Consider the following 22,700-nt stretch of genomic DNA (forward strand, 5'->3'; position numbering starts at 1 on the left):
TCTCTGCTCAGGAAACCCTTATCATGAAAAAATCCATTATTGCCGCCGGACTGCTGGCTCTCTTCTCCACCGCAGCGCTGGCTAACGAGACGCTGATCGTCGGCGCCACGCCGGTGCCGCATGCGGAAATCCTTGAATTTGTGAAGCCGGTGCTGGCAAAGGAGGGCGTCGATTTACAGGTCAAAGTGTTTAACGATTTTATTCAGCCTAACCAGCAGCTGGCGGAGAAACACCTCGACGCCAACTACTACCAGTACCGGCCATTTCTCGATAACTACAACCAGACCCGCCACACTAACCTTGTACCGGTGGTCGGGGTGCATATCGAGCCCTTCGGCGCCTACTCCAGCAAATACAAGACCCTCGCCGCGGTGCCTGACGGCGCCACGATCGCCATCCCTAACGATCCGGTGAACACCGGCCGCGCGCTGGTGATGTTAAGCAACGCCGGGCTGATTACCCTCAAGGATCCGCACAATCCGCAATCGGCAACGAAGGACATTACCAGCAACCCGCATCACTTTAAGATCCGCGAACTGGAGGGCGCCATGCTGGCGCGCGCGGTGAAGCAGGTCGACCTGGCCTTTATCTTTGCCAACTATGCGCTGGAGGCCGGTATCGACACCGATAAAGCGTTGCTGGTGGAAAAAGGCAGCGATCTGTACGTCGAATATCTGGTGGCGCGCCCGGACAACATTCAGGACCCGGGCATTCAGAAGCTGGCGCAAGCGCTGCATTCGGACGCAGTTCGTCAGTTCATTCTGACGCGTTATCAGGGCAAAATTTTACCTGGATTCTAATCACCGCGGGCAGCGGCGTCAGCCGCTGCCCGGGCTAACGGAGCGCATCATCGTGACGCATATCCCTGCCCCACCGACCCATATTGAGTTTGCTGGTATCAGCAAAGCCTATCCTAACGGCGTGCAGGCGCTACAGGACATTAACCTGACCATCCGTCAGAGCGAAATTTTCGGCATCATCGGCCGCAGCGGCGCCGGAAAATCCACCCTGCTGCGCCTGTTTAATCGTCTGGAAAATGCCGACAGCGGCGAGATGTTCATCCACGGCGAGTCAACCGTGCGCTACTCCACGCGCCAGCTGCGCGATCTGCGTCGGCGGGTGGCGATGATTTTTCAGCACTTTAACCTGATGGCCACCAAAACCGTGGCGCAGAACATCGCCTTGCCGCTGAAGATGGCTGGCGTCCCGGCCGGCGAACGCCAGCGTCGGGTCAGCGAGATGCTTGAGCTGGTGGGCCTCAGCGCGCTGCGCGACAGCTACCCGGCCCGCCTCTCCGGTGGCCAGAAACAGCGGACCGGCATCGCCCGGGCGCTGGTCACTCAGCCGGAAATTCTGCTGTGCGATGAGGCAACCTCGGCGCTGGATCCGGAAAACACCCTGTCGGTGCTAACCCTGCTCAAGGAGATTAACCAGCGCCTGGGCCTGACAATCGTGCTGATCACCCACGAAATGGAGGTCATTCGCACCCTCTGCGATCGGGTCAGCGTGCTCGAGGGCGGGCGCATTGTCGAGCAGGGCGATGTCTGGCGCGTGTTTGGCAACCCGCAGCACCCGGTGACGCGCGCCATGCTCGGCCTGCAGCACCCCGATCGCCCGGAGGCCGGGCCAGCGCTGCGCGACGGCGAGCAGATCGTGACCTTACGTTTTGACGGTAGCAGTGGTCGCGAACCCAATCTGCAGCATATCGCCAGTCTGCTGGGAGGCGACGCCCGACTGCTGTACAGCAACTGCGAGCGCATTCAGGGCCGGGTGATCGGCCAACTGCTGGTCCGGCTGAGCGGGCCGCTGGCCGCCAGCGCGTTGGCGCAGGATGGCTGGGTCGCAGACAGCATTCTGACCCACCATCATCAGACAGCGGAAACCACTGCTTCTTAGCCATCGAATGGGATTATATTCCCGATCCTTTGCTAAGGATAATTAGTTATAAATCATAGCGTTTCAGTGTTAGACAGGGGGAAGTGCGCCTCTTATCTTTCGTCATGAATTGTAAATAACCACGCAATTATTTGATGAGGTAGCACTTTTGTCCAGATTACAACAAGGATTAAAAACCCGAAAAACCCGCTTCGCCCTGGCGCTAAAAGTGGCCCTGCTCGGCGGCGTAGTAGCATTTTCTTCTGTTGCCCATGCGGAAGGGACCCTGAAAGAAGGTATCACCCCGGCCACCGACGCCAGCCAGATCCCGGCCAGCGCCAAACTGCGGAAAGATACGGTGGTGGCCGGGATCTCCGAGCCGCAGGGGATCTTTAACCCCTACTTTTTCGTCAACGGCTGGGATGAGAACGTGACTAACGTGATTTTTTCACGCCTGATCGACTGGGACAGTCAGGGTAAGCTGGTCCCGGGACTGGCGGAGAGCTGGACGGTCAGCCCGGATAACAAAGTCTACACCATCAAATTGCGCCCTGGCCTGACCTTCAGCGACGGTTCACCGCTGACGGCGGAAGATGTCGCCTTTACCCTGACGGTCCTGCTCGACCCCAAATATGATGGCGATACCGACATCACCCTGGCCAATATCGCCGGCGGCGCGGACTACAAAGCCGGCAAAGCTGACAGCGTCAGCGGCCTGAAGGTCATCGACCCGCTCACCCTGCAGGTGACCACCACGCAGCCAGGCGCCACCACGCTGGCCAAAATTGGCGGGCCGGTGCTGTCGAAAGCCTGGTACGGCAAAGGATATCAGCGGGGAAATCTCGACTATCTGCGTTCACTGCACGGCAAGCCACTGGGCAACGGCCCTTACGTGTACGACAAATACATTCCCGGTCAGGAAATACGCTTCCATGCCAATAGCCATTTTTACCGCGGAACGCCGCCAACACCGCGCTTTATCTACCGCGTGACTAATCCGTCGACCAACTTCCAACTGTTCCAGACCGGGGAGACCGACTATGACGCCTTTACCTCACGCCCCGACGATATTGAGCAACTGAAAATGCTCGGCTTCGCCAACATTAATCTTTACGGCTCCAGCGACTACAGCCAGGTGGAGTTCAACGTGCATCGCCCGGCGCTGCAGGACAAGCGCGTGCGCCAGGCGCTGATTTACGGTCTGGATCGGCAGAAGCTGATCGACGTGGTCTATCAGGGGTACGGCAAAGTCGCCATCGAGCCGATCGCCCCGATCTCCTGGGCCTTTAACGCTGAAGGCGTCAACCCTTACCCTTACGATCCGGCACAGGCCAAAAAGCTGCTGGATGAGGCCGGCTGGAAGCCTGGCGCCGACGGTATCCGCACCAAAGACGGCCAGCGCCTGGAGCTGACCCTGCTGGTGAGCAAGAAGGTGCTCAACGACGCTCTGATCCCCATCGCCAAGGAGAACTGGCGGCAGATTGGCGTGCTGCTGAAGCCGCAGGTGGTGGATTTCAACGCCCTGATGGCGCAGCGCAAAGCCGGAAATTACGATCTGGCCTCCTTTAGCACCAGCACCCTCAACGACCCGCACGACGGGGTATGGGATTTTTACAGCAGCGAAGCTAAAGAGTCCGGCTACCATAACGCGGAAGTCGATAAGCTGATTAACGCCGGCAACGCGGTGCTCGACATTGAACAGCGCAAGCCGATCTACCACCAGCTGTATAAAGTGCTGGCCGACGATCCGCCGGTGATCTTGCTCGGCTATCGCGACATTCTTTCCGCCAGCAGCGCCCGCGTCAGCGGCTTTCAGCCGGATATCTACAACGGCCTGACCGGCAGCCTGCCGGATGTAAAAATCGTCAAGTAAATCCCCCTGGCCGCCGGGTTAACCGGCGGCTGATGTGAGACCGTCATGAAAAATTTCATCCTGAGGCGCTTGCTGCAAACGCTGCCGATGCTGCTGCTGGCCTCCTTCATTATTTTTATGCTGTTTGCCAAAACCCCCGGCGACTTTATCGATGGCAATATCACCCTCACCGCCGCCCGCACCGCGGAGCTGAAGGCGATCTACGGCCTCGACCAGCCGCTGTTCACCCGCTACCTCCACTGGCTGGGACAGCTGCTGCGCGGTGATTTAGGCTTTTCACTGCAGTATCAGATCCCGGTCAGCCAGTTGCTCAACCAGTACATCTGGAACTCTTTTCTGCTGGCCAGCGTCGCGCTGGTCTTTTACTGGGGCATTGGCCTGGCGGTCGGCGTGGTTTCTGCCCTGCGACCCGGCTCCTGGTTTGATCATCTGGTGAGCGTCGCGGTGTTTGCCGCCATGTCGTTCCCCACCTTTTTCCTCTGCCTGCTGCTGATTAAATGGTTTGCCGTCGATCTCCACTGGCTACCGGTAGGCGGGATGACCAATACCGGCAGCGACGAGAGCGGCTGGCAGTATGTGCTGCAAGTGGCCGCCCACCTGGCGCTGCCGGTGCTGGCGCTGGTGATGCTGCAGGCGGGCAGCCTGACGCGCTATGTGCGCGCCAGTATGCTCGACGTGGTGAAAATGGATTTTATCCGTACCGCCCGCGCCAAGGGATTGCAGGAGCGCACGGTGATCCTCAAACATGCCCTGCGCAACGCCCTGCTGCCGATTATCACCCTGCTGGGCTTCGAGCTGCCGGGGTTGTTCTCCGGGGCGATCATTACCGAGAAGGTGTTCAACTGGCCGGGGGCAGGCCACATCCATATCGACTCGCTGGCCGCCCGCGACTATCCGGTGCTGATGGGTTTTACCCTGTTTCTGGCGGTGCTGACGATCGTTGGTAATTTGCTCGCCGACGTGCTGTACGCCTGGGCCGATCCGCGTATTCGGGTGAGGTCATGATGATCCTGTCTTACTTTGCTTCCCGTCGCCGCCAGCGGCAGGCGGCTATCCCGGCGCTGGCGCATATTCCCCCCTCTCCCTGGCGCCAGGGGTGGCGACAGCTGCGCCGTAACCGGCTGGCCATGTTCTGCCTGATCCTGCTGGCGGTGATGGCGGTGTGGTGCGTGCTGGGGCCCGTCTGGTCGCCGTGGAGAGATGATGCCACCGATGCCCTGAGCATCAACCAACCGCCCGGGGCGGAACACTGGCTGGGGACCGATTTCCTCGGTCGCGATGTCTACACCCGCCTGTTGCTGGCCGGGCGCATCTCGCTGATTATCGGCCTGCTGACCATGGTGATGTCGGTGTGCCTCGGCTACCTGCTCGGCGCCCTCTCGGGTTATGTCGGCGGGTTAACCGACAAACTGATCATGCGGGTGGCCGACCTGGTGATGACTATCCCCGGGTTACCGCTGTTGATCGTCGCCGGGGCAATGCTTTCCGAGCTCGATTTTTCACCGGACTCGCGCATTTATATGGTGGTGGTGATGCTCAGCCTGCTGGAGTGGCCCCGACTGGCGCGGCTGGTGCGCGGACAATGTCTCTCCCTGCGCGAACGCGATTTTATGCTGGCCACCCAGGTGCTGGGCCTGTCGGCGCATCGCCGGCTGTTTGGCCACCTGCTGCCGAATACCATTCCGATTCTGGTGGTGATGGCGACCATGGCCGTCGCCAACGCCATTCTCAGTGAATCCGCGCTGAGCTATCTCGGCCTCGGCGTGGTACCGCCGACGCCGTCGTGGGGCAATATGATGGATGCTGCCAATAGCCTGATCGATTTCCAGCGCCGCCCCTGGCTATGGATGCCGCCGGGCATCGCCATCTTTATCACCGTGATCGCCATCAACGTGCTGGGCGATGGCCTGCGCGATGCCATGGATCCTAATATGAAACCGAGGCTGAAATGACCACGCCGTTAGTCGCCTTTAATCATCTCTCCGTCTCTTTCGCCGGCGAACGCACTCGCGTGCGCGCGGTGCAGGAGGTCTCTTTCACCATTCAGGCCGGGCAAACCGTTGGCGTGGTGGGCGAATCCGGCTGCGGCAAAAGCGTCACCGCCATGGCGCTGATGGGTCTCCTGCCACCGCAGGCGGCGCGCATCGACGGCGGCGAGATCCGCTTCGCGGACCGCGATCTGCTGCGGCTGAAAGCCAGACAGATGGCCGACCTGCGCGGCCACCAGCTGGCCATGATCTTTCAGGAACCGATGTCGGCCCTGAACCCGGTGTTGACCATCGGTGAACAGCTGTGCGAACCGCTGATCCGCCACCTCGGCGCCACGCCGAAAGCCGCCTGGCAGCAGGCCATCCAGCTGTTAAGCGAGGTCGGCCTGGCGCGCGGCGACAGCCTGATGACCCGCTATCCTCACCAGCTTTCCGGCGGCATGCTGCAGCGGGTGATGATCGCCATGGCGCTGAGCTGTCAGCCCAAACTGCTGATTGCCGACGAACCCACCACCGCGCTCGATGTAACCGTGCAGGCGCAAATCCTGCGCCTGCTGCGTGACCGGGCGCGGGCCAGCCAGATGGCGATGATGCTGATTACCCACGATCTGGGAGTGATCGCGCAGATGGCCGAGCAGGTAGTGGTGATGTATGCCGGACGGATCGTGGAACAAGGTGCCACCGCAGAGGTGCTACGGCATCCGCAACATCCTTACACGCGTGGGCTGATCGCCTCCCGCCCGGTGCCGGGTGAGCGGCGTCGGCGGCTGTACTCTATTCCCGGCCAGGTGCCGGATCTGGCCGCTCTGCCGGCGGGTTGCGCCTTTGCCGGGCGCTGCGAGCGGGCGACGGCGCGCTGCCGGGAGGCGATTCCGCCACTGCTCGGTGAGCGCCAGCGGGCCGCCTGCTTTTACAGCGAATTTGCGGAGGCGACAGCATGAGCGAACGCTATGTTATTGAAGTGGATGGATTGAAAAAATATTTTCCGCTGCGCGACGGCCTGTTTGGCCAGCAGACTGGCGAGCTTCGCGCGGTGGACGGCGTCAGCTTTAACATCCGTCCGGGCACCATTTTTGGCCTGGTGGGCGAGTCCGGCAGTGGTAAAACCACCGTCGGCCGGACCCTGCTTGGCCTGTATGAGAAGAGTGCTGGCAGCGTGAAATTTCACGGTCAGGAGCTGGCCGACCTGACCGCGCCTGCCCTGCGCGCCATCCGGCCCAGAATGCAGCTGGTGTTTCAGGACCCCTATAGCTCGCTGAACCCGCGGCTGCGTATTGGCGACGCGATTGGCGAAGCCATGCTACAGCACAAGCTGTGCACCCGCGATGAGCTGTATGACCGGGTGATCGCCGTGATGAAGATCTGCGGCCTGGCACCGGAGCACTATGCCCGCTTCCCGCATCAGTTCTCTGGCGGCCAGCGACAGCGGATCGGTATTGCCCGGGCGCTGATCCTCAACCCGGATTTTATCGTCGCCGATGAGCCCATCTCGGCCCTCGATGTGTCGATTCAGGCGCAGATCATCAATTTGTTTTCCGACCTGCGCGACGACCGCGGTGTCACGTTCCTGTTTATCTCCCACGACCTCGGGGTGGTGGAGCATTTATGTGACGATGTGGCGGTAATGTATCTGGGACAGCTGGTGGAAAGCGCCAGCCGCGATGCGCTGTTCAGCCGCCCCCTCCATCCCTATACCCGCGCCCTGCTGGCCGCGGTGCCCACCCTCGATCCGCACAGTGAACCGCAGGCGCTGGTGCAAGGCGAGATCCCGGATCCGGCCAATCCGCCCGCCGGCTGCCGCTTTTCATCCCGCTGCCCGCAGGTCAGCGAACATTGCCGGAGAGAGGCTCCGGCGCTGCGCGAGGTGGCCCCTGGCCATCGGGTCGCCTGCCATTGGGTCGCGTCCTGAGCACAGTCGATGGGGTTATTTATTTCTAAACAACCGTCCGATTGTGCACGGCAGCGCCAGGATTTACTATCCGCCCCGTCTTGTGAGACGCGTTATGAATGAAGCGTAATATTTTTGTTCATTTTTGCCCGATGGCTTCGGGCATTTTTTTCTCTACGCCCGGGAGCGATCCTGTCGGCAACACATTTAGCGGGGCGCGGTCGCCCGTCTGTCAAAACGCAGCAATGGAATTGCTTATCCGCGTCCCGCTATCCCTTTCCCTTTATCTTCCCCGCCGGTGATTAAAAACCGGCAAAAAATAAGAAATGATGAGATTGCCAGGGGTATAGCTTTCTCTTATGTTTTAAGCGTGTACTCCCCATTCAGGAAACAACATCATGCTTAAGCGTCGCACTCTCAAAACAGCACTGGCGGCGGTTATTTCTCTTGCCGTGCTGGCCGCGCCAGTCTATGCCAACCCGGGTAACGGCAACGGTAATGGCGGTGGTAATCACGGGAACAGTGGTAACCATGGCAATAACGGCAATCATGGCAATAATGGCGACCATGGTAATAAAGGCCAGAATAAAGGTCAGTCCACTGACGATCATGGCAACCGTAAAAACTACGGTAAACCCGACCATGTCGACAGCGATATCAGCTTTTCACGGGCGCGCTCCCTTGCCGTGAACTACGGTCTGGTCGGCTATCAGGCGCTGCCGCCGGGGATCGCCAAAAATGTCGCCCGCGGCAAACCGCTGCCTCCGGGCATCGCGAAAAAGACCCTGCCGGCTTCCATGATTAACGACCTGCCCTATTATCCTGGCTATGAATGGCGCGCGGTCGGCGATGACCTGGTGCTGGTCGCCCTGAGCACCGCCATCGTTACCGCCGTGATTAACGGTGTGTTTGACTAAATCACCTGCTTATTGAAAAGCCTCGCCCCGGCGAGGCTTTTTTGTGTCTGGCGGTGGATAATGACAACTCACTGGCATAATCGCTAAGATAATGGCTCAACCAACCCGGGACGGACTATGGACAAAGACACAGTAGTGACGCTGTTGAAATACAAGCGCTGGATTGACCTTGCCACCTTACAGGCGATCCGCGCAATTGACGGTACGATATATGGCGAAAAACGTCATCTGACCATCAGGCTGATGAACCATATCCATGTCGTTGACATGATTTTCCGGGCGAACCTGCGCGGCAGGCCGCACGGTTATACCGCGCTGAATACCCCCGAGACGCCAACCGTTGATGAGCTGGAAACGGCCATGACCGCCTGTACGGATGAGTACATTCAGTACGTCAGCGCCATGACCCCCGCCGATTTCCACGAACGTATCGCCTTTAAATTTGTCGACGGCGGTGACGGCAATATGACCGCGATGGAGATGCTGAACCACATGCTCTTTCACGGCGCCTATCACCGCGGGGCGGTGGGCTGGATGATTGGCGAATGCGGCGGCGTGCCGCCGAAAGAGGTGCTGACGGTTTTCCTGCGCGACCACCATTCCTGAGTCTCGTCACGTGATGTCCCTCTGCGCAAGTGGCGCAGGGGAACGGCCTCATGGCGAATGACGCAGTCCTGCCCGTCGCCATGACGTCTTGCTAATCACTCCCAAAGGATGCTTCCGCGGCTAATTCGAATCGTGCCGGGTATGATAAAGGCTGCAGAGGTAATGCGTCAGACTCGTCCAGTCTCCCCAGAGGAATGAGCCCGTCAACGTAACCATGAGCCTGATAGAAAATGGCCAGCGAGGGATCAGCCGGGTCCGTTAGCGCGGCTGTCCGCCCCGGGATAGTCCCTCAGGATGTCGATAATCGCTCGCAGCGCACTGGACACATTGCGGTGCGGATAATAGATATGAAACCCCGGGAAGGTATGACTGTAATTCTCCAGAACCGGTATCAGCCGACCGCTTGCCAGTTCGTCCTGCATCAGATCCGCCGCTTCATAGGCCAGCCCCACGCCCAGCGTCGCGGCTTTAATGACGGTGCCGGCATCGCTGAATACCCACCCTCCGGCGGGATTATGTCGGTACAACCGATCGCCATCATGCAGCTCCCATCCCCACGGTGAACCATCCGACATGCGATAGCCAATGCAGGGATACTTTTCGAGTTCGCGGGGATGCGTGGGGGTCCCATGCTGGCGGAGGAAATCGGGGCTACCGACAACCCGCATCGGCACATCGGCGCCAATACGCACGGAGACCATATCCTCGTTGACCATACTGCCGTAGCGGACCCCGGCATCGTATCGCTCCTTCACAATGTCCACAAAGGTATTATTTTCAATGAGTTCCAGTGCAATATCCGGGTAAGCATCGCGCAACGACTGCAATCGCGGTAGCAACAGCTGTTCGATAGCCTGCCTGCTGCCGTTAATGCGCACGGTTCCGGCAGGTTTCTCCCTGAGCTGATTCAGTAGTATCCAGCCATTCTCCAGCTGACCGAAACCCTGATCGAGCGAACGCAGCAGTTTTTCCCCGGCCGGGGTGAGCGCGACCTTACGGGTACTTCTTACCAGTAACTGCAGATTAATACTTTTCTCCAGCATGGTGATGCTGCGGCTGATGCTCGACTGTGCGAGGCCCAGTCTGGCCGCGGCGCGGGTAAATCCCCCCTCTTTCGCCACATGATAAAAAAGATAGAGATGGTGCAGATCCTCACGACGAAAAATATCCACCCTGGCTCCTGTGTCTGGTCGGTCTCAATGGTTTTATTTATAACATAGATGCATTAATGAAGTGCGGTTTTACCCGCTAATCAGAACGGCTTTAGTTCTCTACTATAAGCGCCATCAACACTCACACAGAGCGGGACATCCTGGTCTGCACTTCACACCCTTCAGGAGTATTTATGGCTGCTTTTTCTCATCGAACGCGACATACGGGATTGATCATAGGGATGGCGATGCTGTTTGGCTCAAATGCCGCCTTTGCAGACCTGACGCTGCCCATGAAAGGCGACGCGGATGTTAAGCTCATTCAGACCTGGGATAAAACCTTCCCACTGAGCCGCGCCGTCGACCATCAAAAAGTCACGTTTAAAAACCGCTACGGCATTACCCTTGTCGCCGACGTCTATGTGCCGAAAAATCACCCGGCCGGTAAGCTTCCTGCCCTGGCGGTCAGTGGGGCATTCGGTGCCGTTAAGGAGCAGTCATCCGGTCTCTATGCTCAGGAAATGGCCCAGCGTGGTTTTGTCACCCTGGCTTTTGACCCTTCCTATACCGGCGAGAGCAGCGGCGAACCGCGTAATATCGCCTCTCCCGATATCAACACGGAAGATATCATGGCGGCCGTCGACTATCTGGGTCTGCTGGATATCGTTGATCGGAATCGCATTGGCCTGCTGGGCGTCTGCGGCTACGGCGGGCTGAACCTCAGCGCGGCAGCCATGGATAAACGTATCAAGGCCGTCGCCACCTCGGTGATGTATGATATGTCGCGCCTGTGGGGTAAAGGCTTCCAGGACAGCTATACCCCGGAACAGCGTAGCAAAGTACTGGAAAACATGAGCTTGCAGCGCTGGAAAGACGCCGAGAATGGCGTGCCTGCTTATGAGAGCCACAATGTCAGCTTTGATAAAGCGGGTAACGTAGTCCGGGATAAAACTATCCTGCCAGCAACGCTGAAAGCAGATGCCGATCCCATTACTCGTGAGTTCTTCGATTATTATCGCACCCAGCGTGGGTATAACCCGCGGTCGGTTAACTCCGCCGGGTCATGGTCAGTGACAACCCCGATGCCGTTTATGAATTTCGCGCAGCTGGATCATATTAAGGAAATCTCGCCACGGCCAGTGCTGATTATTACCGGTGAGAAAGCGCATTCGCGTTACTTTGCGGAAACCGCCTACCAGGAAGCGGCTCAACCCAAAGAACTGGTCATTGTTCCGGGTGCTAACCACGTGGACTTATATGACAATCAAAGCGGGAAAATTCCGTTTGATAAACTGGACCGCTTCTTTAAAGCCAGCCTGAAATAATTTTAAATTGACCTCCATTTTAATCTCTGCGCCGGGACTAACCCGGCGCACAGGAGTCAATATGCCTAATTTTGGTTTTTATAATCCAACCCGTATTGAATTCGCTGCCGATAAAGAAGGTAGCGACGCCTGTCGTAAACGTTAAGGTGTAATAAACCCCATTATGAATCTCAGAAATCATTCAGCTTATGCTGATGAAAAACGCCCTTCCTCCAACTGGACGGGAGTATTTGCTATCACACTCTGCGTATTTACGCTAATCGCTTCAGAATTTATGCCAGTGAGTCTGCTCTCCCCCATCGCTCTGGATTTGGGGATCACCGAAGGCACCGCGGGTCAGGGAATGACGATCTCGGGAATATTTGCGGTCTTAACCAGCCTGCTTATTCGCAAGCTGGCTGGAAAAATGAACCGCAAATATCTGCTGTTACTGCTGACCGCGTTGATGGGGATTTCTGCTTTAATCGTGGCAATGGCGCCGAATTTTAGTATCTACATGCTGGGGCGCGCACTGATTGGGGTGGTCATTGGCGGCTTCTGGTCAATGTCTGTCGCCACGGCGGTCAGGCTGGTCCATATTAGTCAGGTTCCGCGCGCTCTGGCCGTTTTTAATGGCGGCAATGCGCTTGCCACCGTCGTGGCTGCACCGCTTGGCAGCTATCTGGCGTCAGTCACCAGCTGGCGCGGTGCCTTTCTGAGCCTGGTGCCCATCGCGATAGTGACCTTCATCTGGCAGTGGATAAGCCTTCCCTCAATGAAAGCGGGATCGCATCAGGCCGCCAGCGGTTCAGGTCTGGGAAGACTGCTGGGCGATCGTTCCGTGGCGATCGGCATGGGCGCGGCCGGTATTTTTTTCATGGGGCAGTTTACCTTATTCACTTATATTCGGCCGTACCTCGAACTGATCGCTCAGGTCGATGCCAGGACCATCTCGCTAATATTATTAGTGATCGGTATTTCCGGACTGGCGGGGACCACGGCTATAGGGCTGATGATTAAAAACCAGCTCTATAAAACGTTAATGATTATTCCACTACTGATGGCCCTGATTGCGTTGCTGCTGATCCCGCTGGCGACAAACGTTGTCGCGGTATCGATTCTGCTGGCCCTGTGGGGCGTACTCTCCACGGCGGCACCGGTAGGTTGGTGGAGTTGGGTCGCCCATGCCACCAAAGCGGATACCGAATCAGGCGGGGGGCTGATGGTCGCGACAGTGCAGTTTTCCATTGCCATTGGCTCAACGGTCGGCGGTATTTTATTTGATCATCTGGGCTATGAGAGCACCTTTTGCCTGAGCGCCGGGATGCTGGTCGTGGCCGCGCTGATGGCGATCCAGACGGCGCGATGCTCTGCTGGCTGAGTCATGCTGTTGATAGTGAGCGACGTGAGCAGGCGCTGCTCCTGCTAATGTTGACGCCCGCTCGGCAGAGACTGGAAGCGCGACTGGATAGCCAGGCCAGGATGTCTCTGGCCTGGCTATCCACGGTTCAGGAAGTACATTGATGATACCCTTCATTGGCCCATTGATGAATGCCATCGGGTCCTTTTGGTGTAGAAGGTTTAGGACAAGCCACTGAAGTATAAGCGCTTCCCGCCCTTCCTTTTGTTATTGTCTGGCGTGAATTCGCCCCTACGCCATCCATACACCCTGTACGGCAATCACTCGCATCAAACCACATCACGGTAACGGCAAAGCCACAATGATTAATCCAGAAGTCAGCCAATGAATTCGACGTCGAGTCACGGGTAAGGCAATTATCGGCCGGAGGATAGGATTTAACTGATGAAGAAACCGATGGCTGCCCTTGCGAAGACGCCGTTCTCAGGGCGGCGTTTTGGGGCGTGGCGACGGTCGAGACTGAACCGCCAGCCGCGCTTTGAGTTGTGGTTTGAGATCGCGAACCTGATGAACTGTGGGATAATTGAGTCACCGGTTGTTTATTCGCGACGCTGGCGACCGTATTATATCCCGTTTGCGGATCGCTGGTACCGCCGAGAGTAAATACGTCATAAAGCATGACAATCGGCAAGGTCGCGACATACCATGTCGCGACACCATAATGGCCTTTATCAATCTCCTTCCCGGTTTCGTTTAGTGCTTTTTGCGTTGTGCAGGATATTAACGCGGGGAATAAAATCACGATGGCTATCACACGAAAGAAAAACATATTAACCACTCCCATCCAGCAGGAATTAGATATACGGACTGACCGCTCAGGGAGCGATTAAATCCTTCATTCGTTTTATGAGGATTATAATGGCGGCAATAACAGACTCACTCATTCATATGAATGAGTGGATGAAATAAATCAGCCGTGAATCGCGCGGAGGATCAGCAGAAGTTCAGCCTGATGACGAGTATGGGTTTTCCGGTACAGGGCGCTGAGGTGGGTTCTGATCGTGGCGATGGATACGCCCAGATGTAAGGCGCATTCATCCGGCGTCATGCCCCGCACCAGCAGCTCCGCCACCGCATTCTCGGCAGGCTTAACGTTAAACAGCTCCATCAAGGCGCTGCCGGTGAGAAACGGCTCGGGAATAATCACACAGGCGACCCCGGCAAGGCAGGCCGCCGGGATCACGAGGATCGGTTTCGGCTGACGCCCGGCGGTATAGCACAGCCCTGCCTTCGGCGGCTCTGCCGTCCGGGTGGCCTGCTCGATGGCGCGTTTGAGTTTTTTACTGTCGGTATTGAGGCACAGCGTATCGCCCCCGCTATACCAGGAGAGGCGGGCGTTGGCGCGCAGGTAGCGTTCGGCATGCGCGCTGGCGTAGAGAATTTTACCGCCATGATCCACCAGCCATACCGGGTAGATCCCGTTGTCCATCACCGCGCTCTGGTATTTAATGGTGTCCCGCAGCTGTTCAAACCGGGCGTGAAGCTGGCAGGCGGTTTTTAACGCCGGGATCAGGCGCCTGAACAGCTCAAACTGCACCGGCTGCGGATAAGCCGCCGTATTGGCCGTCATCAGTGACAGATAGGTGGCATAGCCATTGATGGTACACAGCTTGACGCTGGTGAGATTATTCAGGTCGTTGGGGTGATGAAATTCATTGTAATAGACGCTGCCGGCAATAAACTTATCGCCCAAATACTCGCGGTCCCGATATATTTGCCCGACCGGTAACGCGGTCAATATTTTTTCGGCGGGATCGATAGCCAGAAATACATCGCGATAGGCGGTAAAGACCTTCTCCTCGAGCAGGAATGAATCGGTCAACAGATGGGCATTGCCTTTGTCGTAAAACAGAAATGCCGCGTACTGATGGCCGGTCAGTAACGCCAGTTTCTGCAACGCCGATTTCCACAAATCAGGATCCAGGGTGGCCATCAGCACCGTTTCCAGGATCTCGATGTAAATCAGTTCCGGATCAATCGCCATAACGACACCTGTGAGTCACTGTTTCCGCGGCCGGAGCGGCGCATGCGCCGCCCTAATCAGCATAGTTCCGCCAGCGAAACAATGACAGTCCCGGTTCGCTAAGCAGACCGGGAAGCATGACGCCAATGCGTTATCAAGGGGGTTCAGGATTCGCTGTTGCGGGTTTGGAAAGCGCTCCCCTTCCGGCATAGCGTCCGCCAGACCATCAGGGCGCACAGCAGGGTGACGATCGCCAGCGCGCTAAACAGCAACGTATAGGCAAAGTCATAACTCTCACGTAGTAGCCGGAGGGAAAGGTCAGGCAAAAGCGCAGCCGCCTGCGGCATATTGCCGGCCCCCAGCCAGCCTGCGGCGCGGTCAATCACCTCGGGCGCATACCCGTGAACGCGACTCTGCAGCGTCAGGGTATTGCTTGCCGTTAATACCGCCGAAACGACCGCCAGGGCGATCCCCTCGCCGGCAACACGAACGGTGTTGAACAGGCCTGCCGCCATACCGGCTTTCGCCACCGGCACAGCGGAAATCGCCAGGCCGTCCATCAGCCCCCAGGGAAGCGCTGCCCCCGTCCCACAGAGGATCAGCGCCAGCACCAGCCGCGGGAGATGCTGGCTGTGAAAAGCCTCTCCCAGCAACAGCAACCCGACGGAGGCCATCATCAGTCCTCCCGTGGACACCATCCCGGGGGAAAACCAGCGGGTGAGCAGGGCTGCAACGGAAGGAAAAACCAGCATCGGCGTGGTTAACGCCATCAGATACAGCGCGCTCTGCGACTCACTCATCCCCTCTCCGCCCATAAAATGCAGTGGAACAATAATCAGCAGGACAACGTAGCAACAGCAGGTGGCGACAGGCAGTAACAGCACGCCGACAAAACGCGGATGGCGTAGCAGGGAGATGTCCAGCACCGGGTTGTTCACCCTCTGGCAGCGCGCGACAAACGCCACGAACAGCCCCGCCGACGCGATGAACAAGGTCAACGTCGGCAGCGATAAAAAACCGCAGGCCGGAATGACCATGAGCGATGAGGTAAACAACATCAGGGCCAGCGTAAACAGGGTTAAACCGAGGTTGTCGGGTTTCCGCGGCTCGCTTTTTTCTGCCGCGGGCAGATACGCCAGTCCGATAAGCAGCACCCCTGCCGAAAGCAGCGCAAACAGGGCGTATACGCCGCGCCAGCCCACCGCGTCGGTCATGAAGCCGATCATCAGCGGGCCAAACGCCAGGCCGGCGCCGAACACCGTGCCCAGGATACTGAATGCCCGGGTCCGCTGAGCGCCGTCATACAGCTGGGCCAGCGCCGCACTGCCGCTGGCTAAAATCATCGCCGCGGCCAGGCCTTGCAGTGACCTCAGCATGCCTGACAGCAAGAGATCGTGTGTCAGGCAAAACAGCGCAGCGCCGGCAATGAAGATGCGTTTTCTGTCGATGGCATCCGCCGTCACCCCTGCGGCCAGCAAAAAGCTGCCGAAGGTCAACATAAAGCCATTGGTCAGCCACGACAGCGCAGCGGGAGAGCCGCCCAGCGACTGCTGTATCGCGGGGGTGGTCATGACGCCGCCGGTAAAACTTAACGGCAGCAGCAAGGCCGCCATAAAGACAGAAAGCGCGGCCAGGGCGCTGGCGTATCGGGAAGGTGTTCTGGCGGTACGTGACATCTGGCGGCCCTCATAAGGTGGCAAGGAAGGAATAAATAAACTGCCGCCATCCTATTGCGGATGTTATTGCCGATAAATAGACTGAAAATATCTTCTTAAGAGACATAAGGTTTATAATCGATGGACAGCCTCACCTCGCTGACGTCCTTTGTCCGCACCGCCGAAACGCTAAGCTTTGTTCAGGCCGCCAGGTTGCTGGGCATATCTGCCTCGGCGGTGGGTAAGAATGTCGCCCGGCTTGAGCATAAACTGGGGGTCCGGCTGTTCAACCGCAACACCAGAAATGTCAGCCTGACGGCGGAGGGGGCCGCGTTTCTGTCCCGCTGCCAGAGTATCCTGGAGCAGATCCAGGAGGCCGAGTCAGAGCTGACGAGCAGTCTCTCACAGCCCACCGGCAAACTGAGGATTTCACTGCCCGTCATCGGCTACCGCCTGCTGCTCCCCGCCCTCACCGCCTTTACCCGTCTTTATCCGCAGGTTGAACTGGATCTCGACTTTAGTGACCGGCTGGTCAATCTGATCGATGAAGGATTTGATGTCGCTATCCGCAGCGGTGAATTAGCGGACTCCCGCTTGATCGCCAGAAAGCTGGGTGGCTTTCGTTTTGTGCTCTGCGCCAGTCCGGCCTATCTGGCGGAATACGGCGTCCCCGGCTCGCCAGCGGAATTAGCGGCGCACAAGTGCATTTTTTTCCGCTTCCCCTCGACGGGGCTGATCCAGCCCTGGGAACTGCGCGATATGCGGCTGACGGGAGATTTCAGGGCCACGGCCGTGATGACGGTCAATAACATTGAGGCCGCCATTCGCTTAAGCGCGGCGGGGATGGGCATCGCTTATGTGCCTGATTTTGTCGTGCGCGAGGCCATCAATGAGGGACAACTGCAGGAGATGTTGCCCGGCTGTTGCGTCAAGGATGGGCATTTCTCGGTCCTGTGGCCAGCCAGCCGCTACCTGTCACCGAGAATACGCTGTTTCATCGATTTTATGGCTGCGGCAGAGATCCCCTTGTCACCCGCATCGGCGACCCCTATCCCTTGTGTCTAACAATTTGTGGTGATTAGCACCCCCCACTGAAGCAGAGTGTGCCGCCCGCTTCCCCTAAGGTCAGAAAAGTCTGCACCGCTGAATCTTGATTTGCAGCACATGGCCCTCAGCTTCACCTTTCACACCAGCACATCAGGTTGAACGGTTACCTGAGTTGAAGGTCCGCTGCGAGCGAGGAGCGGACCTTGCTAATAGTGGTCTATGTGAAACGCGGAGATCAGGTTAGTTTTAGCGTTAAACACAATAAGAGCACGATGAAGTATCAAAAAGAAAGCATTGCATAAATAATTTAAACCAAACGGGGCTTTAATTACATATCATTCGCTATCAATTCAGTTGAGAGAACCCTAGGAATCAAGCTACTTTTTGAACCATACTTTTCATGCAGAAAGACCATCATCTTTTCAACATCACTTTCATGTTTTACAATGACATATTTAATATCCTTATGAGAAAATGGCAACCTGTCATTATCATAAAACTCGTTATATTTTCTCTTGCCATCTTGAGTTGATATATTTTTCGGAGCAGCGATCACTGGCTTTCCAGTTGAGTTTTCTATATCTGGAACAAATCGCCACTCCCTCTCATCTGCAAAAATATAGTTAGGTATCTCCGGGCCATTGCGCCGTTTCAAAGTTGCTTGGTAATTCTTCATGTATCGCAAAGGATCTACAATTTTCTTGTAACTTAGAAGCGCTGAGTTACATTTCCGCTTTGCATTAGTTAATTGAGGTTTTGTACCTGAAGATTTCATTTCTTCAAAGTGCTTTAATAACTTATCAAGTTCTGATTTTAAACTCCTAATCTCTAGATTATAATTATCGAAAACAGAAGAGTGCTTGGACATGTAAATTACTGGATTAAGCCCATTTTCGTTTGCCCAATCTTTAGATAATCCGATGCCATAATGTCCATAACTTTCAGTATGCTGGGTAAGCTGTGTTAGTCTGATATCACAAAATGAAACCATCGGTATACCGAAATTTCTATTCGTGCTCTGGCCTTGTATAAATTCTCTAGCAAAAGAAATTCGAAAATCACTTGAGTCAAGTATCTCAAATAAGGTATCTAACTTTTCAGTAAAATGAAACAAGGTAGTTGGGTATAAACTATGTGACATAATGATCATCCATAATGTTTGATGTATGAATTAAGTACCAAAAATAAAGGTTATCAGTATTTTGCATACATCAGCAAGCAGAATTAGCGATAGTGGCCTGCACTTCGTTAATGAAAACTAAGTGCTGTTAGCTACTTCCGTTTTTGGCACAGGACTGCTGTTGCAGCCCTGGCAACCTTAGACTTCAATCGATTCAGAGATCTCTAACGCATCATCGACTTCAATGCCCAGATAACGGACTGTGCTTTCCAGTTTCTTATGACCCAACAGAAGTTGGATCACCCGGAGATTCTTGGTTTTCTTGTAGATCAGGTAAGGTTTTGTTCTTCTCATGGAATGTGTGCTGTAAAGCGAATCTTCGAGACCAAGCTTTTCTACCCACCCATGAAAGATTCGGTTGTATTGCCGGGTTGAAATGTGCCGGTTAGTTCCGACCCGAGACCGAAACAAGAAGTCTTTACTGTGCAAATTGCCAAGCTTTATCAATGCAGCAACAGCTTCTCTTGTCCCTTTAGTTATCTCAAATTGCGCAGGGCTACCGGTTTTCTGTTGCAACACCATTGCTCTGCTTGAAACGGAGCTACCATATGCAACATCAGAAACTTTTAGCTTAACCAGATCACAACCCCGAAGTTTACTGTCTAGGGCCATATTGAACAGGGCTAAATCGCGCGTTTTACCTTCCAGTTCAAGTCGGATTCGGATACCCCAGATATGAGATATCTGAAGTGGTCTTTTTTGGGCATTGATACGGTCTTTGTTCCACGGTGACATGTTCATACTCAAATCTCCTGCAATGTGGGAGATTTGAGTATGGTTGTCCCTCATGAGCGAAGAGCGGGCATTTCCTTAAAAGAAAATTTAAATCTAATGTAAAGTAAAACTTAACATTAAATAGACCGGTCAATCTGAATGACTATAATTATTTTAATTTATAAAGTGGCCTGACTAAATATTTTTTTCAAAGCTTCCCTAACAATATACACCTTGGTTGCATCAGAAATTCTACCACCATGTGCTCCTGCCTTTTTGAACAACTCACTGAAAATTTCTTTGATAAGAATTTCATTAACTGCCATTTGAGTTTCTTTATTATATTTATCCATTTCCTGTTGGATTAGTCTTAACATGCTTTCCATTTCAGTAGGTTGCTCATTCATCCATTCAATAAGCGCAGATTCATTAGCAATATCTGGGCTTTCTCTATGGCATTTATTGCATAGCAGAATATAATTTGAGACATCATTACTTCCGCCTAGTGAGTGAGGGATAATATGCGCCCTCTCCAATTTTGAGGATTCGCGGCCACAGCAGACACATACATTGAAATCACACGCATTATCATAGCGCGTATCATCCAAACCTCTTTGAATTCCATTGTCAATCCAGTACTGCCAGATCTTTTTTTTACTTGGTGCGTTTTGTCTAGGAACTACTGCCATATTACTGCTCCTCAAGAATTCAAACAGTTGATTAGAGATCAGCTGACCTGCGCCCTATAGATTAACACACTACGCTGTTAGCAACGTCCGCTCCTGGCACAAAGCGGGCAAGTTACCTAAGCTGAAGGTCTGCTGTGAGCGAGGAGCAGACATTCGCAACTGTAATCGCCATTGATAATGCTCTACTCACCTTCCCGTGTGTTAACCGACAGGGAGCAGGTCAAGACCTCGGGAGGGAGAGGTGGAATTTTATTGTTTGGTTGGTCGTTGATAGCCTACACTGCGACCCGGATTATCAACGACCCGCCGAAAGATATGCTCGAAAACAGATGTAAAAAGCCTCCTGCTGGCTGCTTTTATTAAACTGTTTTTTCGATTCCCAGCATGCGCACCTCATGTTCCGACATCCAGTTATCCGTAGCCTCCGTATGCCCGTCTGATTCAGTAAACACGATAATTTCATGAACGGGGTTGAGGCTCGCCTGATATTCAACAGATTTCAGCAGTTCAGGGCTTGGGAACATCAATAAATACACTGCTTCCGTCAGATAACTCTTATTCAGGGTCAGGGGCGAATATAAGCTCAATTTCCGTCCGTTAACGGAGATAACCTGATTTGACTTAAGTTTATTAACAACTTTTTTTTCAAAGATGCGTTCTAGTATTTGATCGCAGTGTGTTTTATTGTTCACGCACAGATAAACCTCACACTGATGGTGTTCGGCTCGGTCAATAGCATATTTTAAGATGCTTCCGTGCAGCCCGTTCATAAGCTCAGAAAACTCACGCTGCAATATCACCCGGTCAGTCATTTTAGTTCCTTATGATGAATGAATTTCGCCATTTATTATATCGGTAACGCCTGGGTCAGCACAGTGCGGCTGGGCGTCAGAGTGCATGGTTCATGCATAATAGGCGTTTTACCTAATACTCGCAAAAAGGGAGCAAAAAACTGCCTCGCAGTGGTATTAATGCAAAGTACAATCGCTAGTGTCCGCTCTTGGCACAAAGCAGACGTTAAAACCTACAGCATCGGGAAGCTTCTGAATACCGCGTCAGCGGCATGAGGGTGCCAGATGAGGTTACATGTGTCTGTGGAGTCAAATGGCGCCTAAAGCCCGGCGTAGGCGGTTACCGAACTATAAATTCTGCCTCCCTGCCCTGGTTAGCCTTAACCCACTAACAGCTATAAAGAAATTAAGGTAATCCCTTTAACCCCGGTGAGCTGGCTTTACGGCGTTTACGACGTAAAGGGCGTGATTTCCAGGGCCTTAGCCGAGGCAGTTTGCTGCTGACGCTTAGCGGGATGTTCTTCAGTTATTTCAACGACACCAGGGAACTTAACACGGTAGCTGAAAAGCCGAGCGCCAGATATCCTGCCGCCGCGTCAGCGAAAGCCGGCGGCAGGTATACCTCTCAAGGGAGCATCCTACCCTTTGGCGAAATTGGCCTGGATCCGCTGCTGCAGATAATCCTCGGCGCTGATGGGCGGGTACTTTCTCTGCGGCCCGAGGATCTCGACATCTTTATTGGCCTGGCAGAAAAACGCCAGGCTGTAGCGCGGCCCCTGATATTCGTGCGGCAGCGGGTTTCTCACCCGGTGGAAGTTAGACGGCAGCTGGTCGTCGCTCCAGCGCATCAGCATATCGCCGATATTGCAGGTGATCACCTCCTCGCGCGGCTCAATGCTGGTCCACTGCTGGCTTTCGCGGTCTTTACCGGGACAAACCTGCAGGCCGCCCTGGCCGGGGCGCTGGAACAGCAGCGTCAGGCAGTCAAAATCGGTGTGCGCGCCGGCCCGCCACATCCCCTGCTGCGACTGCCCGGTTGCATAGTAATGCAGCATGCGCAAGGTGCTCTGATAGGTGTCACGCTGCGGATCGTGCGCGGTGGTGAAAAACGATTCCGGAAAACCGAGCTTCAAAGCAAAGCAGGAGAGGATCTTCATCCCCAGCTGCCAGCACTGCGATTCAAACCCGAGCATCGTCTGTTGAAATGCTGGCAACTCCCGATCGCTGGGCCAGCGCCCGGCCATCAGCGGCCGGGTGATCTGATACGACTCTTTTTGATCCGGCGTGCGGGTCGATGGCCGAACCTGCGCTTTGCTCTCCCAGCCGGCGTTGCCGGCCAGCGGATACTGGCGCTTCACCTCGTCGGGCAGGTCGAAAAACGCCTCGGTCATGCTGAACGCCTGACGGATATCCGCCAGCGGAATACCGTGGTGGCTGACCTGGAAGAAGCCAATCTCCACCGCCGCCTCCCACAGTTGTTCGGCAATGTCATTTTTTCTTTCGGCAAAGTTCGACAGGTCGATACAGCGCACTTCGCGGGCGAAGGTCTCTTCGCCCTGGGCGCCCATCAGCGCCTCTTTTTCCAGTTCCTGTAAGGCATAGCGTTGATTCTGGGTGGTTGAGGTCATCGTCATTATCC

General features: G+C 55.3%; 19 protein-coding genes and 3 pseudogenes. 12 read left to right on the plus strand and 10 right to left on the minus strand.

Going from position 1 to position 22,700, the window contains the following annotated elements:
• Positions 1-23 precede the first annotated feature (23 nt).
• The 9 genes from CWM58_RS05230 (at position 24) to CWM58_RS05270 (ending at position 9,147) form a co-directional block, all read left to right on the plus strand.
• Positions 24-800: a MetQ/NlpA family ABC transporter substrate-binding protein gene (locus tag CWM58_RS05230; protein WP_074385651.1), complete on the plus strand. Its 777-nt coding sequence runs from the start codon at positions 24-26 to the stop codon at positions 798-800.
• 52 nt (positions 801-852) lie between these two features.
• Positions 853-1,896, plus strand: a complete 1,044-nt coding sequence (locus tag CWM58_RS05235) for a methionine ABC transporter ATP-binding protein (protein WP_100680436.1) — start codon at positions 853-855, stop codon at positions 1,894-1,896.
• A gap of 148 nt (positions 1,897-2,044) precedes the next feature.
• On the plus strand, positions 2,045-3,748 hold the full coding sequence (locus tag CWM58_RS05240; RefSeq protein ID WP_100680437.1) for an ABC transporter substrate-binding protein: 1,704 nt from the start codon (positions 2,045-2,047) through the stop codon (positions 3,746-3,748).
• 45 nt (positions 3,749-3,793) lie between these two features.
• A complete protein-coding gene (locus CWM58_RS05245) occupies positions 3,794-4,753 on the plus strand; it encodes an ABC transporter permease (RefSeq protein ID WP_100680438.1) in 960 nt (319 codons plus the stop codon).
• The gene (gene opp4C, locus CWM58_RS05250) at positions 4,750-5,700 is read left to right on the plus strand and encodes an oligopeptide ABC transporter permease (RefSeq protein ID WP_100680439.1); all 951 of its coding nucleotides are present in this window, start codon (positions 4,750-4,752) and stop codon (positions 5,698-5,700) included. Before CWM58_RS05245 ends, opp4C begins: the two co-directional genes overlap by 4 nt.
• On the plus strand, positions 5,697-6,677 hold the full coding sequence (locus CWM58_RS05255; RefSeq protein ID WP_100680440.1) for an ABC transporter ATP-binding protein: 981 nt from the start codon (positions 5,697-5,699) through the stop codon (positions 6,675-6,677). Before opp4C ends, CWM58_RS05255 begins: the two co-directional genes overlap by 4 nt.
• Positions 6,674-7,645: an ABC transporter ATP-binding protein gene (locus tag CWM58_RS05260; RefSeq protein WP_100630600.1), complete on the plus strand. Its 972-nt coding sequence runs from the start codon at positions 6,674-6,676 to the stop codon at positions 7,643-7,645. The genes CWM58_RS05255 and CWM58_RS05260 overlap by 4 nt, the downstream gene beginning before the upstream one ends.
• 377 nt (positions 7,646-8,022) lie before the next feature.
• Positions 8,023-8,541 (plus strand): anti-virulence regulator CigR family protein, encoded by a 519-nt coding sequence (locus tag CWM58_RS05265; protein ID WP_100680441.1) that lies wholly within the window; start codon positions 8,023-8,025, stop codon positions 8,539-8,541.
• A gap of 117 nt (positions 8,542-8,658) precedes the next feature.
• On the plus strand, positions 8,659-9,147 hold the full coding sequence (locus tag CWM58_RS05270; RefSeq protein WP_100680442.1) for a DinB family protein: 489 nt from the start codon (positions 8,659-8,661) through the stop codon (positions 9,145-9,147).
• 245 nt (positions 9,148-9,392) lie between these two features.
• On the opposite strand, the gene CWM58_RS05275 is transcribed toward CWM58_RS05270, so the two are convergent.
• On the minus strand, positions 9,393-10,319 hold the full coding sequence (locus CWM58_RS05275; protein WP_100680443.1) for a LysR family transcriptional regulator: 927 nt from the start codon (positions 10,317-10,319) through the stop codon (positions 9,393-9,395).
• Positions 10,320-10,492: 173 nt separating this feature from the next.
• Here CWM58_RS05275 and CWM58_RS05280 point away from each other — a divergent pair, with 173 nt between their 5' ends.
• Positions 10,493-11,623 (plus strand): alpha/beta hydrolase, encoded by a 1,131-nt coding sequence (locus tag CWM58_RS05280; RefSeq protein WP_100680444.1) that lies wholly within the window; start codon positions 10,493-10,495, stop codon positions 11,621-11,623.
• A gap of 163 nt (positions 11,624-11,786) precedes the next feature.
• Positions 11,787-12,983, plus strand: a complete 1,197-nt coding sequence (locus CWM58_RS05285) for an MFS transporter (RefSeq protein WP_061154344.1) — start codon at positions 11,787-11,789, stop codon at positions 12,981-12,983.
• Between the two features lie 127 nt (positions 12,984-13,110).
• Here CWM58_RS05285 and CWM58_RS28085 read toward each other — a convergent pair whose 3' ends face one another.
• The 4 genes and pseudogenes from CWM58_RS28085 to CWM58_RS05295 form a co-directional block, all read right to left on the minus strand.
• Positions 13,111-13,791, minus strand: coding sequence for a hypothetical protein (locus tag CWM58_RS28085; protein WP_133122411.1), 681 nt, complete (start codon positions 13,789-13,791; stop codon positions 13,111-13,113).
• 164 nt (positions 13,792-13,955) lie between these two features.
• Positions 13,956-14,211: pseudogene (locus CWM58_RS29200) on the minus strand (transcriptional regulator).
• A 681-nt stretch (positions 14,212-14,892) separates the two neighbouring features.
• Positions 14,893-15,006: pseudogene (locus CWM58_RS29205) on the minus strand (LuxR family transcriptional regulator); the annotation flags it as partial.
• A 143-nt stretch (positions 15,007-15,149) separates the two neighbouring features.
• Positions 15,150-16,661 carry an MFS transporter gene (locus tag CWM58_RS05295; protein ID WP_100680445.1) on the minus strand — a complete coding sequence of 504 codons (1,512 nt, stop codon included), beginning with the start codon at positions 16,659-16,661 and terminating at the stop codon, positions 15,150-15,152.
• A gap of 120 nt (positions 16,662-16,781) precedes the next feature.
• On the opposite strand from CWM58_RS05295, the pseudogene CWM58_RS05300 reads away from it, so the two are divergent.
• Positions 16,782-17,718, plus strand: a pseudogene (locus CWM58_RS05300) (LysR family transcriptional regulator).
• A gap of 297 nt (positions 17,719-18,015) precedes the next feature.
• Here CWM58_RS05300 and CWM58_RS05305 read toward each other — a convergent pair.
• From CWM58_RS05305 to CWM58_RS05330, 5 genes are all read right to left on the minus strand, one after another.
• A complete protein-coding gene (locus CWM58_RS05305) occupies positions 18,016-18,828 on the minus strand; it encodes an abortive infection system antitoxin AbiGi family protein (protein WP_100680447.1) in 813 nt (270 codons plus the stop codon).
• A gap of 177 nt (positions 18,829-19,005) precedes the next feature.
• Positions 19,006-19,608 carry a site-specific integrase gene (locus tag CWM58_RS05310; protein WP_100680448.1) on the minus strand — a complete coding sequence of 201 codons (603 nt, stop codon included), beginning with the start codon at positions 19,606-19,608 and terminating at the stop codon, positions 19,006-19,008.
• Between the two features lie 152 nt (positions 19,609-19,760).
• Positions 19,761-20,270 carry an HNH endonuclease gene (locus tag CWM58_RS05315; protein WP_052134161.1) on the minus strand — a complete coding sequence of 170 codons (510 nt, stop codon included), beginning with the start codon at positions 20,268-20,270 and terminating at the stop codon, positions 19,761-19,763.
• Positions 20,271-20,629: 359 nt separating this feature from the next.
• Positions 20,630-21,082, minus strand: a complete 453-nt coding sequence (locus tag CWM58_RS05325) for a hypothetical protein (protein ID WP_100680450.1) — start codon at positions 21,080-21,082, stop codon at positions 20,630-20,632.
• A gap of 617 nt (positions 21,083-21,699) precedes the next feature.
• Positions 21,700-22,689, minus strand: a complete 990-nt coding sequence (locus CWM58_RS05330; protein WP_100680451.1) for an isopenicillin N synthase family dioxygenase — start codon at positions 22,687-22,689, stop codon at positions 21,700-21,702.
• Between the last annotated feature and the right edge of the window lie 11 nt (positions 22,690-22,700).

The sequence above is a fragment of the Klebsiella sp. H-Nf2 genome (assembly GCF_002806645.1).
In the GTDB taxonomy this organism is placed as follows: domain Bacteria; phylum Pseudomonadota; class Gammaproteobacteria; order Enterobacterales; family Enterobacteriaceae; genus Klebsiella; species Klebsiella variicola.

What these genes read in the sequence shown, in the direction of transcription:
- CWM58_RS05230 (WP_074385651.1), top strand. Translation starts at nt 24, where the DNA reads ATGAAAAAATCCATTATTGCCGCCGGACTGCTGGCTCTCTTCTCCACC.
- CWM58_RS05245 (WP_100680438.1), top strand. Translation starts at nt 3,794, where the DNA reads ATGAAAAATTTCATCCTGAGGCGCTTGCTGCAAACGCTGCCGATGCTG.
- opp4C (WP_100680439.1), top strand. Translation starts at nt 4,750, where the DNA reads ATGATGATCCTGTCTTACTTTGCTTCCCGTCGCCGCCAGCGGCAGGCG.
- CWM58_RS05255 (WP_100680440.1), top strand. Translation starts at nt 5,697, where the DNA reads ATGACCACGCCGTTAGTCGCCTTTAATCATCTCTCCGTCTCTTTCGCC.
- CWM58_RS05260 (WP_100630600.1), top strand. Translation starts at nt 6,674, where the DNA reads ATGAGCGAACGCTATGTTATTGAAGTGGATGGATTGAAAAAATATTTT.
- CWM58_RS05265 (WP_100680441.1), top strand. Translation starts at nt 8,023, where the DNA reads ATGCTTAAGCGTCGCACTCTCAAAACAGCACTGGCGGCGGTTATTTCT.
- CWM58_RS05270 (WP_100680442.1), top strand. Translation starts at nt 8,659, where the DNA reads ATGGACAAAGACACAGTAGTGACGCTGTTGAAATACAAGCGCTGGATT.
- CWM58_RS05280 (WP_100680444.1), top strand. Translation starts at nt 10,493, where the DNA reads ATGGCTGCTTTTTCTCATCGAACGCGACATACGGGATTGATCATAGGG.
- CWM58_RS05285 (WP_061154344.1), top strand. Translation starts at nt 11,787, where the DNA reads ATGAATCTCAGAAATCATTCAGCTTATGCTGATGAAAAACGCCCTTCC.
- CWM58_RS28085 (WP_133122411.1), bottom strand. Translation starts at nt 13,791, where the DNA reads ATGTTTTTCTTTCGTGTGATAGCCATCGTGATTTTATTCCCCGCGTTA.
- CWM58_RS05295 (WP_100680445.1), bottom strand. Translation starts at nt 16,661, where the DNA reads ATGTCACGTACCGCCAGAACACCTTCCCGATACGCCAGCGCCCTGGCC.
- CWM58_RS05305 (WP_100680447.1), bottom strand. Translation starts at nt 18,828, where the DNA reads ATGTCACATAGTTTATACCCAACTACCTTGTTTCATTTTACTGAAAAG.
- CWM58_RS05310 (WP_100680448.1), bottom strand. Translation starts at nt 19,608, where the DNA reads ATGAACATGTCACCGTGGAACAAAGACCGTATCAATGCCCAAAAAAGA.
- CWM58_RS05315 (WP_052134161.1), bottom strand. Translation starts at nt 20,270, where the DNA reads ATGGCAGTAGTTCCTAGACAAAACGCACCAAGTAAAAAAAAGATCTGG.
- CWM58_RS05325 (WP_100680450.1), bottom strand. Translation starts at nt 21,082, where the DNA reads ATGACTGACCGGGTGATATTGCAGCGTGAGTTTTCTGAGCTTATGAAC.
- CWM58_RS05330 (WP_100680451.1), bottom strand. Translation starts at nt 22,689, where the DNA reads ATGACCTCAACCACCCAGAATCAACGCTATGCCTTACAGGAACTGGAA.